Origin of the sequence: Pseudoalteromonas sp. JSTW (genome assembly GCF_013423925.1) — a bacterium.
Classification (GTDB): domain Bacteria; phylum Pseudomonadota; class Gammaproteobacteria; order Enterobacterales; family Alteromonadaceae; genus Pseudoalteromonas; species Pseudoalteromonas lipolytica.
Map to the genome: position 1 here is coordinate 480,016 of NZ_CP058972.1, position 12,236 is coordinate 492,251.

Here is a 12,236-nt window from a genome sequence, read left to right on the forward strand (position 1 = left end):
ACTGCACTCGGCTGCATGCTCAGGTATACTGCGCGCCGAGTCAGCCGAGATAATCGCTGCCTGCAACGAAAATGCGCAGGGGGAGGAAAGTCCGGGCTCCACAGGGCAGGGTGCCAGCTAACGGCTGGGGGGCGCGAGCCTACGACAAGTGCAGCAGAGAGGAGACCGCCAACTTCGGTTGGTAAGGGTGAAAGGGTGCGGTAAGAGCGCACCGGGCCACTGGTAACAGTTGGTTGCAAGGTAAACTCCACCCGGAGCAAGACCAAATAGGGTTCTATCATTTTAAATAATGAACGCGTGGCCCACGTGAGAACCGGGTAGGTTGCTTGAGCCATAGAGCGATTTATGGCCTAGACGAATGATTATCCACGACAGAACCCGGCTTACTGGCTGACTCACCAAATTAATGAAAGCCCACAGTGAAAACTGTGGGCTTTTTGCTTTCTAAATCACAAGCAATTTTTAACCAAGTATAATCATTCCCTAATCGCCATCATTATTGATCTTGAACAAGGTTGCTACGTTGACTCTGTTTCACAGAATGATACAGTGAATTTGAACTTTAATTCTAGCCAAAGGAGCTGCCCATGCTAGGCGAAAAACACTCGTTATTGAATGAATTCCCAGAGTTTAATGAATTAATCCACAACCTTGCCAAAAGCGATGCCCATTTTAAAAATACCATGCAACGATACGATGACATGGATAAAGAAATTAGAGAGCTTGAGCTTAATAGTTCTCCGATTGATGACAGTGAAATGCATGAAAAGAAACACCAAAGAGCTGCGCTGAAAGACGAACTTTATGATTTCTTAAAAGCGAAAGCATAAAACAGAAAATGACACCTAATGCCCCTTGCTCTTATGACTCTCGCTGACAAGGGGTGTTATTTCCCAGTTAACCCTAATTTATACCTTTCTAACGCTTTTAATTCCCTTATTTTCAATAGTTTTATATGTTAGTAACTGTTTATTCAGATTTTTTAAATGGGTGGAATTTATATGTTTGCGAAGGGAGCAATCAAAGCCGTCTCACTGTGTATTATGGCTATGTCTGTCAGCCTGAGTGCCGCAGCAAGTATCAACAATACAGAGACTATGTGGCCAGGCACGGTTTACAACACGGATATACCTACATTTAAGCAGGTTCTTGGTTATGATGTAGGTGAGCGCATTACTAATTACAACGATATGCGTCGTTATTTAACAGCCCTTGAGCAAGCCGCTCCTGAGCGTATTAAAGTTTTTAAGTATGCAAACAGCTGGGAAGGTCGTGAGCTTGTTTATGCGGTTGTTGGCACCGCTGAGCATATTCGCTCATTAGAAACCCTTGCAAACAACACGCAAGCGCTGGCAGACCCGCGAAGTACATCTGCGAAAGATGCAAAGTCACTCATCAAAAACTTACCCACTTCAGTGTGGCTGCAGTATGCAGTACACGGTAATGAAATTAGCTCGACCGATGCGGCACTGTTCACCGCTTACCATTTATTAGCGGCACCGAACGATACCATTAACAGTAAAATATTAGAGAATACCGTTGTATTTATTGATCCCCTACAAAACCCTGATGGCCGTGAGCGCTTTGTTTCTCGCTATTATACCACTGTCGGATTAGAGCACAGCGCAGACCGTTTAAGTGCAGAGCATAATGAGCCTTGGCCTCGAGGTCGAGTTAATCATTATCTGTTCGATATGAATCGTGATTGGTTAGCACTTACTCAGCCTGAAACAAAGGGGAGAGTAGCTGCAATTAATAAATATAAACCTCAAGTGGTGGTTGATATTCATGAAATGGGCGGCGATCAATCATATTATTTTGCGCCGGCTGCTCAGCCATTCAATCCCCATATGACAAAAACGCAAATAGCCAATATGGATGCCATTGGCCAAAATCATGCTAAATATTTTGATGAGTTTGGCTTTGATTATTTTACCCGCGAAATTTTTGATGCTTTTTATCCTGGGTACGGTGATAGTTGGCCTGTATTTTATGGTGCGTCAGCATCAACCTACGAAGTAGGCTCTGCTCGCGGCCATGTTTTTGAAAAAAACACCGGTGAACTTCTTACTTATTTTAATACAGTGAAGCGTCAGTTTGTGGCATCAATTTCTACCGCCGAAGGTGCAGCTAATCAACGTGAGAAGCTACTTAATGACTTTTACCAATATCAAGTTGATGCAATTGATTCAGGTAAGAAGAGTAAAGAACGTGTGTATATTTTACCGAACCAAAGTAACCGTGAAGGAACGCATAAACTTGCTACGTTAATGGCTGAACACGGCGTAGAAGTTCAACAAGCAAATGAAGATTTCAAAGCATGCGGTGTTAAATACAAAGCGGGTAGCTACTTTATTGATACAGCGCAGCCGCGTGGTGTATTTGTTCGTACCACATTTACAGACCAAGTTGATATGGCTGAAGCCTTTGTAAAAGAACAAGAAAGACGCCGTGCTCGTAACCTAGGCGACGAAATTTATGATGTCACAGGCTGGTCGCTGCCAATGATGTTTAATGTTGATAGCGATAGCTGTAGTAAGGCTGTGAGCGCTGACAGTAAAGCGGTTCAGGCTAACGACACACTGATTGGTAAAGTGAATAACCCAGAAGCCTCAGTGGCTTATATTGTTGCTTGGGGCGACACGGCCGCTGCACGCTTTTTAACCGCAGCGCTGCAAGCAGGCGTTAAGCTTAAAAGTGCTGACCAAGCATTTATATTAGGTGATAAAACTAACTACCCAGCGGGCAGTTTAGTGATTGAAAAGCGCTTAAACGATAAAGACTTACTGACTAAAATTAGTCAAATTGCAGAGCAAACAGGTGCCATAGTCGATGGTGTTGATTCAAGCTGGGTGATTGATGGCCCCAGTTTTGGTAGTAATAAAACAGTGCCAATGGTGGCGCCAAAAGTGGCGATTGCATGGGATGTACCTACCAGTGAGCTAAGCGCTGGTAACACCCGTTTTGTTATAGAAAGACAGCTCGGCTATCCGGTAACGGCTATTCGTACACCAATGCTTGCATGGGCTGATTTAAGTGATTACCAAGTGTTGATTTTACCGGAAGGTAATTACGAGCAATCATTAGGTAAATCGGGCGCGGCTAATTTAAAAAGCTGGGTTGAAGCTGGTGGCGTGTTGATTGCACTCGGTAATGCAAACCGCTTTACCACCCATGCTGATTACGGCTTATTAGATGTTAAGCGCGAGCAAGCCTACCGAGAAGAAAAAGCCGACAGCAGCGATGATAAAAGCAGTAAAGTGGCAGGGCAGTTATTCGCTTCTCGTGATGATTTAAAAGCAGCGAGCATCGAACCACACACCTCGCCAGACTATGTAGCCGGTGTACTTGCTAATGTTGAAGTAGACCAAGAGCATTGGTTAACCGCAGGCGTCGATAAAAATTTAGTGGCGGTGGCTTACGGTAATGATATTTACACGCCAATTAAACTTAACTCAGGCAAAAACTTGGCGTGGTTCATAGGTAAAGACGATGTACTGGCGAGTGGTTATTTGTGGCAGCAAAACAAAGCTCAGCTAGCTTACAAGCCGCTCCTTGTTCATCAACCACTAGGTAAAGGCATGGTGATAGGCTTTACACAATCACCGACGTATCGCGCCTACCTTGAAGGCATGAATGTATTGCTCACTAACACGATTTTCCGTGCTGCAGCTCATGCTCAGTAAGGTTTAGAACAAATCGAAATGCCCTGCCAAGTTGCGGGCTTTTTCGTGTTTAAAGCTTCTCTAAACATCTAAAATAAAAAAGCCCGCAGGGCAAAGGGCGGGCTTTTTAGTGTTCCATGGAGAGGAAGTGTTAAGACACAATCCCGAGTGGCTTACCTGTTTGCCAAGCGCCACGGGTAAAGTCTGGTATCGTTTTGCTGTTACTTCTGTCTGCAACCGATGCCATACTTTGTGGGAAGATAGATGACCAGGCTGCAGCATCGTAAACATCTTGGTCCAGTGGTTCATTGTTACGCAAGCAGTAAATCATGCGCCATAACATTATGAAATCCATGCCGCCGTGACCACCGTTGCGAACGGCTTCTTCACCCATACGTTGCCATAATGGATGATCAAACTCTGCACGCCATTTTTCCATATCGTGATCCCAGCGATGGAAATTTTGCATATGTGGTTTACGGCCTTGTGAGCCCGCACTTTCCCATGCTGCTACTTCAGCTTCATATTGCTGCTGGTAGATTTTTGCAATGGCTGGTGGTACATCTTCTAGGGCAATGCGATTAGGAAAACCTGCAAATGTCCCATTAGTACCTTGAATTAGGTTATGGCGGCTGTACGGGCGTGGGCTTGTGGTGTCGTGCTGAACCATAATGCTTCGGCCTTTCACTGTTTTAATAATGCTGGTGTTCATGTCGCCAGCAGTAAATTTCAGTGAACGACGTTCGTGGCCTACAGGAAATTCACGTTCTGCGTAGGCTGCACGGCCAAGTGCAGGTGAGCTGACTGATGTTACGAAATCAAAGCGATCACCCCGGTTGATGTTCATATATTGAGAAACGGGGCCTAAGCCATGAGTGGGGTATAAGTTACCGTTTACTTTTGTATGCCAGTAAGTACGCCACGAGCCGGTACTGCGGTCAATTTCTTTCATTTGCCAACGCAGGTCATGAATATAAGCGGCTTCACCATGCAGTAACTCGCCAAATACGCCTTTACGAACCATGTTTAGAACCATTAACTCGTCACGGCCGTAGTTAACGTTTTCCATCATCATGCAGTTCTTTTGAGTGCGCTCAGCGGTGTTTACTAGTTGCCAGCACTCTTCCATAGTGGTTGCTGCGGGTACTTCAACAAAGGCATGTTTACCACTTTCCATGGTTTCAACACTCATTGGTGTGTGCCAACGCCAAGGTGTTGAAATGATCACGATGTCGATGTCATTGCGAGCCAGCATGTCTAAATAGGCTTTATCAGACCCCGTGTAAGCAGTTGGTTTAGGTAAGCCTTTTTCAACAACATAGTTAATTGATTTCTCGAGCATTAGCTGATCTGTGTCACAGATAGCTTTAATTTCAACACCTTCAATGTGGCAAAGGTGTTTTACATGGCCGCTACCACGTTGACCAACGCCAATAAAACCAACACGTACCACATCCATCGCAGGCACAGCTAAGCCCATTACGCTTTTACCTTGTGACGCAAGTGGTGTGCTTTGATTATCACCTTGTTGGCTTTTCGCACAGCCAGTCACGACTGTCGCGGCGGTAATAGCTGCGGCAGATTTTAAAAAACGTCGTCTATCTATTGTCATAACGATACCTAAATCACTGAGATTATTTTAATAGTGGGTTTCAGTTGTTTCTTTTTATCTTAATTGAAAGACAATTACAAAAGTTAACAGGTAATCAAAATTGCAGCATGTCCGCAATAATATATACAACTAACACAGTTCAATCTTGGTGTAATAGATGTATTTAATTTACAGGATAAGTATTAAATAATATTACTGCCTTGCTCAGGATCGCGAGACTGATCGGCTTGTTCACGAATATCATCTGCATCACTACTTATATCATCCAAGCTATGGTCGTCGAGAGTGTTTGATGTTTGTGGGGGCGAAGTGGTGTGATGACTGGTGTGCTCGGCATCGGTATTTAAAATAATTCGTTCGCGAGCATCATCTGGCATACTAATTTTTTCTGCTAAATAGGTGTTTACTAACATTCGCATTAGCTGAGATGCCACTTTAACCGTGCTATGTTCACTGCTGTTTACCCAAAAATAAATGGTTAAATTAAGTGTGGCAGATCCAAGCGATTCAATCAGAACCTGACTGGGGGGATCATTAATAACAGCAGGGTTTTGACTTACGACTTGCATGGCTAATTGCTGAGCATAGCGAATGTCATTATCGTAGCCAATGCCTACTGTAAAATGGCCGCGCATTTTGGGGTTCGCAGTAAGGTTTTTAATGACATTTTTATAGACGGTAGCATTCGGTATTTGAATATGATTACCATCAAAATCCACCAAAGTAGTGGCGCGAGCTGTGACTTTTTTTACTACCCCTAAGCGGCCATCTACTTCTATTACATCGTCAATCCGAAACGGTCGCTGTACGCTGAGTAGCATACTCGAGATAAAATTTTCGGCGATATCACGAAATGCGAAGCCAAGGATCAAGCCCACCAATCCTGTACCACTCATGATAGCGACGGCAAAACTGGTTAGCCCTGCAAGACGTAAAAATAAGTACACCCCAAACAAAATAATAACGATGCTAAAAAAGCGCCGTGTAACGACATGTAAAAGCTTACTTTCACTCACAAAACCCAGTGGTTTAATCAGTACATATGACAAAGGGCGAGCCAGTAAGTAGCAAATAATAATGGCGACAATACCGAGTGTGAGAGCCGGTAACATTTGCCAAGCAGTGTGTAAAAACTGCGTAACTTGTGAGTTTAAATCGTACCACGTAAGGCTTTCAATTGGCGTCGACGTCGTGGTTGATAGTATGGGTGTGATTAAATTAGTTACTTGATTAGTAAGATATAAATAAAAATTCATTGCACCACTCCATGGATTATAGCCGGGCAGTTATAAGCGTAGCTCAATGCAAGTTAGACGCCATTATTAGTGGCAAGTAGTTTGCAACGACACCTTAAGCTAAGTAGAAAGTGAGGAAGAATATGTCTCATGGCAATCGCGGTTTTCAGGCTCGCTCGCCGCTGGAAATTCCATTACGGGGTTGGTGGGATATAAGCAAACGGGTATATCATAATTTATCACAAGATAATTTATCGTTTGTTGCGGCAGGTGTCGCATTTTATGCACTGCTAGCAATCTTTCCTGCACTGGCTGCCATTGTGTCTATTTATGCCTATTTTGCTTCACCAACGGACATTCATGAGCAGTTATCTAAAGTGATTGCAATTTTACCTGCCAGTAGTCGCGATATTATTTTACTGCAAGTGAGTGAAGTGACGCAGCAATCGCAAAAAGTCTTGAGTATGAGTGCTATAGGCACTTTATTGTTAACAGTCTGGAGTAGCAGTAAGGGCTGCCAAGCGCTGATCACGGCCTGTAATATTACATACCATCAGCATAACAAACGGCAATTTTTTGTGGCGTTACTGGTCCGTTTTTTATTTTCGTTGGGTGCTATAATCGTCGCTCTCGTGGCGTTATTAATTATTGGTATTTTACCTATTGTGCTTAACCTGGTTGGCCTAACAGAGCTAATAGATTTAATGATCACGCTGATAACTTGGCCGCTGCTGGCAATCATTTTTAACGGTGCATTGGCATTTTTATACCGCTACGCACCTCATCGAAACCCCGCTAAGTGGCGTTGGATCACACCGGGTTCAATGCTCGCGACTGTATTATGGATCGGGGCATCGGTTGGTTTTTCATTTTATGTCTCGCAATTTGCACGTTATAACGAAACCTATGGCTCTTTAGGGGGCGTGGTTATTATGCTGATGTGGCTTTATATCAGTGCTTATATCATTATTTTTGGGGCGGCAATTAATGCCAGTGCTGAACAGCAAACGGTCATTGATAGTACTGTCGGCCCCGAAAAAGAAGTCGGAGAGCGCGGAGCAACCGTAGCAGATACATTGATGACACAGCAGACTAAACATTCTTCTGAATAGAACGATTGGCGCTAATTTTACGCATGGTTGTTAGTTAAATTGGCGTCTACAATCATTTCATATAATTTACGGGAGTAACGTTATGAAAGTGATTCAACAATTAAATAGCCATGCCACTCAAGATGGTGATGGTGTCAATATTAGCCGTATCCCAGGCTTTGATGGAAAATACTTAGATCCATTTTTAATGATCGATGAGCTTAAGTCTGACGATCACAGTGATTTTATGGGGGGCTTTCCTGCACACCCTCATCGTGGCATTGAAACCTTCACTTATATTATTAAAGGAGGGTTTGAGCACCAAGATCAAATGGGTAACAAAAAAGCGATTCGTGCAGGTGATGTGCAATGGATGAGTACTGGCTTTGGTGTGATCCACAGTGAAATGCCGTTAGCAGATGCAAAAGAAGGCATGCATGGATTCCAAATCTGGTTAAATATGCCAAGTGCAGAAAAGCTCAGAGCACCGCGTTACCAAGATACAACAGAAGCCCCCGCACCGGTGACTCGTAATGATCAAGGGGTTGAGTTAAAAGCGCTTGCAGGTAGTTGGCAGTTTGCCAGTGAAGAGCAGGTTTCAAGCTTACAAGATTTAGCCGCTAATGGCATGTTAGCTGATGTGACTTTGCCTGCCGGCACTGAATTTAAACACGCGCCTCTTAAGCAAACTAAAGTGATGTTGTATATACACACGGGAGAAATTAATACTGAACAGGGAGGGCCTGTTAAAGCGGGGAGCTTGTTAATTTTAGAGCCTGGCAGTGACATTGAATTTAATTCGCAAACGGGGGCGGGTGTCTTGGTGCTTGCGGGCGAACCACTAAAGCAGCCGATTGCTCATATGGGACCTTTTGTTATGACGACGCAAGCAGAGTTACATCAGGCTGTACGAGATTATCAACAAGGTAAATTTGGCACACTCTAGGAGGTTATCGTGGGATTACTTGTAAACGGCCAATGGCAAGATAAATGGTACGACACAGACAACAACCAAGGTGAATTTAAGCGTGAATCAGCGCAGTTGCGTAACTGGGTAACGGCTGATGGTAGCAAAGGGGCAAGTGGCGATGGGGGATTCAAGGCTGAGAAAGGTCGGTATCACTTGTATGTTTCATTAGCGTGCCCATGGGCTCATCGCACGCTGATTTTTCGCCATTTAAAAGGCCTTGAAGACTACATTAGTGTCTCGGTTGTGAGTCCTGACATGCTAGAGCATGGGTGGACATTCGATAAAGATAATCACAGCACAGGTGATGCTTTATTTGATAGCGACTATATGCATCAAATTTATACACGTAACAAAGCTGATTATTCTGGCAGAGTGACGGTACCTGTACTTTGGGATAAACAGACCCAGCGCATTGTCAGTAATGAGTCTGCAGAGATTATTCGGATGTTTAATAGTGCATTCAATGAACTTACTAACAATGAACGCGATTTTTACCCTGCAGCGCTACGTACTGAAATTGATGAAATAAACGAGTTTGTTTATCACAATATCAATAACGGTGTGTACCGTGCAGGCTTTGCAACAACGCAAGAAGCGTACACCGAAGCGTTTGATGATTTGTTTGCCGCTCTTGATAAAATAGAACAGCGTTTGACTCATAATCGCTACTTAGTGGGCGACACACTCACAGAGGCTGATTGGCGTTTATTCACGACCTTAATTCGCTTTGACAGTGTTTATGTGGGTCATTTTAAATGTAATTTACGCACCATCGAAAGTTACCCTGCAATTAGTCATTATTTACGCGAGTTATACCAAATTGAAAAGGTGAGTGAGACGGTCGATTTTTACCACATAAAACGTCACTATTACTTCAGCCATACGATGATAAATCCGACGCAAGTGGTGCCAAAAGGACCCGATATAGACTATGGCCGAGCGCACAATCGTGACCAATTATAGTACTCAGAGTAGCAGCTCATGTGAGCTGCTACTGATACCCTTTCATTACGTCGCGAATAGTGTCGATACCAAACATGACTTTTTGAATAAACGACTCAGCGCTTTTTACGAGATTAAAATGCGGGTGCTGTGACCATACTGCTTGTAATTTATCATCTAGCAAAATTGCTTGCTGGTCAGACTCGTTACGAACAGGGTTGTTACTGTGGATACTTTGCCCTGACTTGGCCGCGGTTTCAAAAAAAATCACAGCATCATATTGATTAAGTTCAGTGTGAAGATCGGTCCCTAAGCATTGAAAAAACTCCGCCTGATCACCTGGCCAATATGCGAGACCATCTAAGCTACCACGATCGCACAGCATTAAACGATCAGGGTGCATAGTACGTTGAATATGTTCAAGGTGTTTCTGTAAGCTGAAGATAGCTTGCTGGTGGGCTTTTACAAGGTGAGGAGCATTACCCCGTTCTATTCCGCCGCCAAATAACATGGTTGCCGATTCAGGCACTACCACAATTTGTTTCGAGAACTCGCGTCGTAATAAGTCGATTGCTGTTGTTTTACCGCCACCGGGGCCACCGGTTAATACAATCCGTTTTTTCAATTAGGTTATCCTGTTAACACGCAAAACTTATTAACACGGTAAAGAAAAGACTAACAAATGAGAAGTAAAAAGCGTATTTTTTGTGATAAAGATCACAACAGTCGTAACAGCCAGCTAAATTGACTGAGTTGTTTAAGCTTTCCATGCTGATGATCATCATTTTTTAAAGCCCCATAACCTACACCCGCCGAAAAGGCACTCGCAAGCCCGACTTTAGTAACGGCGAATCGCTTTAAGCGATAATTAAATGCTTGGTGATGTTGGCGTTTCAATTCATCGAGTAAATCCATTTGCTGGCTTAAGTTATTAACCTTTTTCTGCGGTTTTTTTATGAAGTAATCAATAAACATCATTTTTCCTTATTGAGGTTTAGTAACTGTCGAATACTTGTTATGGTTTTATCAAAGCCAATTTTGCTGCTGATATAACCAATATTTTTCCACAGCCAAATTAAGCAAAGTATTTGCATGGTAAACAGCGACACCGCTGACAGCCAAATTGATTCACTTAGACTAAATATAGCAAGACCGATGGATGCTAATAGTCCAGCCCAAAGTAACACCAATCCCCCAGCAAAACAGACGATCAATATTATGGTGAGTGCCAGTGAACGCATTGACAAACGCCATTCAGCAGCAGCTAAATCTTTGCAGATCCCCATTTGTTGACGGTAATCAACGTAAAGCTGTTTAGTGTAGTCAGTGAGTTTGGCAAGATGATCTTGCCACTGATCAGCATGGAGATGCTGATCAGTGGTTTCTTGCGTTTTCTCATCAGTAGGGTGAGAGTGCGGCATAATCGTTACTTATTACGACGGATTAGTGCGCTCACTAGCATACCTGCTGCAAATGCAATACCCGCTGTCGCTAATGGGTTTTCAGATGCTAGTTGACGTGTTTTGCCGCTGTATTCATTTATTTTTTCACGCGCAACCGCTTGTTTTTCAGACAATGTTTTTGCCGAATTAGTAGCTCCCTCTCGAACACTGTGTTCAGCGCTTGCTGCACGTGATGATAGAGCATCAACGGCATGATGCGCTGCTTCGGTTGCTTTTTCAGTAAATGGCGCCTCTACTTGAGCCGCTTTCGTATCTGCACTGCTTGTGGTGCTTGAATTCGATTTGTTTGTTGCGGTAGTCATAATCATTCCTTAAAAATTGCCATTAAATTGGTAAGTACACTGTCGCAACCTTCGTACCAACAAATAATATTATTTAATATCAGATTGTTATGTAATTAATGGCTCATGTAAGTCGGTATTACCCGTAACTATTGCAGGGTTATTGCGTAAAAATTACCGAATTCGATTTTATTCTACTAATTTGTAATTATTCATTGGTCATTCATTAGCCATTTTTACCCAATAGCTTGCCAAGAAAACCGCAAAAAAGATTTTTTTCTTTGTTTCCCACTTTTTCCCACGTAATTCAGTAGCTTTGCTTGAAGCCTTATTTTTTCTGGCTTTACAAGCAAGTTATGATGATCTGCTTACTTGACAAAATAGCTTGTCAAGCCCTAAACTGGAGCACTGTGGTAAAAAGTGGTTTTTAGTGGATCAAATTGGATCAGTAATAATCGTTAACGATTTACAACCTAATTTTAAGGCAAGCTATGTTTCGGGGTGCGAGCTCTCTGAGTTTGGATGATAAAGGACGCTTTGCGGTACCGACTAAGTACCGAGATGCGATCTTGTCTGAAGATCAGGGCACCGTTATTTGCACCGTAGCACTTAATGAGCCTTGTTTGTGGTTATATCCGTTGGCTGAGTGGCTTGAAATTGAATCGCGGTTATTAAAAATTTCTAATATGAATCCACGTGCACGCCGAATGCAACGTATGTTGCTTGGTAATGCTACAGAGTATCAACTCGATAAAAATGGCCGAATTTTGCTTGCACCGTCTTTACGTGCACATGCTGAACTTGGAAAAAAAATCATGTTGGTTGGCTTGATGAATAAGTTTGAGATTTGGGATGAAGATCGTTGGCATGAACAAATGCGCCAAGATACTGAGATAGAACGCCTAGGCGATTTTGAGGCGAATCCCGAATTCGATAATTTCTCACTCTAACCACAAATAAAAAAGGCAAAAAATAGC

At 43.1% G+C, this 12,236-nt stretch carries 12 protein-coding genes and 1 other RNA gene; 7 read left to right on the top strand and 6 right to left on the bottom strand.

Annotated features, from left to right (window positions below; genetic code table 11):
* The first annotated feature begins 36 nt into the window (after positions 1–36).
* From rnpB to GZH31_RS02345, 3 genes are all read left to right on the top strand, one after another.
* An RNA gene (rnpB, locus tag GZH31_RS02335) (RNase P RNA component class A) lies at positions 37–402 on the top strand.
* A gap of 185 nt (positions 403–587) precedes the next feature.
* Positions 588–830, top strand: a complete 243-nt coding sequence (locus GZH31_RS02340; protein WP_036971241.1) for a YdcH family protein — start codon at positions 588–590, stop codon at positions 828–830.
* 171 nt (positions 831–1,001) lie between these two features.
* On the top strand, positions 1,002–3,686 hold the full coding sequence (locus GZH31_RS02345) for a M14 family metallopeptidase (protein ID WP_180311340.1): 2,685 nt from the start codon (positions 1,002–1,004) through the stop codon (positions 3,684–3,686).
* 130 nt (positions 3,687–3,816) lie between these two features.
* Here GZH31_RS02345 and GZH31_RS02350 read toward each other — a convergent pair whose 3' ends face one another.
* A complete protein-coding gene (locus GZH31_RS02350) occupies positions 3,817–5,277 on the bottom strand; it encodes a Gfo/Idh/MocA family protein (RefSeq protein WP_065978173.1) in 1,461 nt (486 codons plus the stop codon).
* Positions 5,278–5,459: 182 nt separating this feature from the next.
* On the bottom strand, positions 5,460–6,533 hold the full coding sequence (locus tag GZH31_RS02355) for a mechanosensitive ion channel family protein (protein WP_036971234.1): 1,074 nt from the start codon (positions 6,531–6,533) through the stop codon (positions 5,460–5,462).
* Between the two features lie 122 nt (positions 6,534–6,655).
* Between GZH31_RS02355 and GZH31_RS02360 the strand changes: the two genes are divergently transcribed.
* The 3 genes from GZH31_RS02360 to GZH31_RS02370 all read left to right on the top strand — a co-directional run bounded on the left by GZH31_RS02360 (position 6,656) and on the right by GZH31_RS02370 (position 9,536).
* Positions 6,656–7,624, top strand: coding sequence for a YihY/virulence factor BrkB family protein (locus GZH31_RS02360; protein WP_075594467.1), 969 nt, complete (start codon positions 6,656–6,658; stop codon positions 7,622–7,624).
* A gap of 82 nt (positions 7,625–7,706) precedes the next feature.
* The gene (locus GZH31_RS02365) at positions 7,707–8,549 is read left to right on the top strand and encodes a pirin family protein (RefSeq protein ID WP_036971229.1); all 843 of its coding nucleotides are present in this window, start codon (positions 7,707–7,709) and stop codon (positions 8,547–8,549) included.
* 9 nt (positions 8,550–8,558) lie between these two features.
* Entirely contained in the window at positions 8,559–9,536 is a 978-nt protein-coding gene (locus tag GZH31_RS02370) for a glutathione S-transferase family protein (RefSeq protein WP_065978171.1), read from the top strand.
* Between the two features lie 28 nt (positions 9,537–9,564).
* On the opposite strand, the gene GZH31_RS02375 is transcribed toward GZH31_RS02370, so the two are convergent.
* The 4 genes from GZH31_RS02375 to GZH31_RS02390 form a co-directional block, all read right to left on the bottom strand.
* On the bottom strand, positions 9,565–10,140 hold the full coding sequence (locus tag GZH31_RS02375) for an AAA family ATPase (RefSeq protein ID WP_074988821.1): 576 nt from the start codon (positions 10,138–10,140) through the stop codon (positions 9,565–9,567).
* A 92-nt stretch (positions 10,141–10,232) separates the two neighbouring features.
* Complete coding sequence (locus GZH31_RS02380) at positions 10,233–10,493, bottom strand: hypothetical protein (protein ID WP_371915648.1); 261 nt, start codon at positions 10,491–10,493, stop codon at positions 10,233–10,235.
* A complete protein-coding gene (locus GZH31_RS02385) occupies positions 10,490–10,936 on the bottom strand; it encodes a hypothetical protein (RefSeq protein WP_180311341.1) in 447 nt (148 codons plus the stop codon). The genes GZH31_RS02380 and GZH31_RS02385 overlap by 4 nt, the downstream gene beginning before the upstream one ends.
* A gap of 5 nt (positions 10,937–10,941) precedes the next feature.
* On the bottom strand, positions 10,942–11,280 hold the full coding sequence (locus GZH31_RS02390; protein WP_074988822.1) for a DUF883 domain-containing protein: 339 nt from the start codon (positions 11,278–11,280) through the stop codon (positions 10,942–10,944).
* A 470-nt stretch (positions 11,281–11,750) separates the two neighbouring features.
* Between GZH31_RS02390 and mraZ the strand changes: the two genes are divergently transcribed.
* A complete protein-coding gene (mraZ, locus tag GZH31_RS02395) occupies positions 11,751–12,209 on the top strand; it encodes a division/cell wall cluster transcriptional repressor MraZ (protein WP_036971213.1) in 459 nt (152 codons plus the stop codon).
* The last annotated feature ends 27 nt before the right edge of the window (positions 12,210–12,236 follow it).

What these genes read in the sequence shown, in the direction of transcription:
- GZH31_RS02340 (WP_036971241.1), top strand. Translation starts at nt 588, where the DNA reads ATGCTAGGCGAAAAACACTCGTTATTGAATGAATTCCCAGAGTTTAAT.
- GZH31_RS02345 (WP_180311340.1), top strand. Translation starts at nt 1,002, where the DNA reads ATGTTTGCGAAGGGAGCAATCAAAGCCGTCTCACTGTGTATTATGGCT.
- GZH31_RS02350 (WP_065978173.1), bottom strand. Translation starts at nt 5,277, where the DNA reads ATGACAATAGATAGACGACGTTTTTTAAAATCTGCCGCAGCTATTACC.
- GZH31_RS02355 (WP_036971234.1), bottom strand. Translation starts at nt 6,533, where the DNA reads ATGAATTTTTATTTATATCTTACTAATCAAGTAACTAATTTAATCACA.
- GZH31_RS02360 (WP_075594467.1), top strand. Translation starts at nt 6,656, where the DNA reads ATGTCTCATGGCAATCGCGGTTTTCAGGCTCGCTCGCCGCTGGAAATT.
- GZH31_RS02365 (WP_036971229.1), top strand. Translation starts at nt 7,707, where the DNA reads ATGAAAGTGATTCAACAATTAAATAGCCATGCCACTCAAGATGGTGAT.
- GZH31_RS02380 (WP_371915648.1), bottom strand. Translation starts at nt 10,493, where the DNA reads ATGATGTTTATTGATTACTTCATAAAAAAACCGCAGAAAAAGGTTAAT.
- GZH31_RS02385 (WP_180311341.1), bottom strand. Translation starts at nt 10,936, where the DNA reads ATGCCGCACTCTCACCCTACTGATGAGAAAACGCAAGAAACCACTGAT.
- GZH31_RS02390 (WP_074988822.1), bottom strand. Translation starts at nt 11,280, where the DNA reads ATGACTACCGCAACAAACAAATCGAATTCAAGCACCACAAGCAGTGCA.
- mraZ (WP_036971213.1), top strand. Translation starts at nt 11,751, where the DNA reads ATGTTTCGGGGTGCGAGCTCTCTGAGTTTGGATGATAAAGGACGCTTT.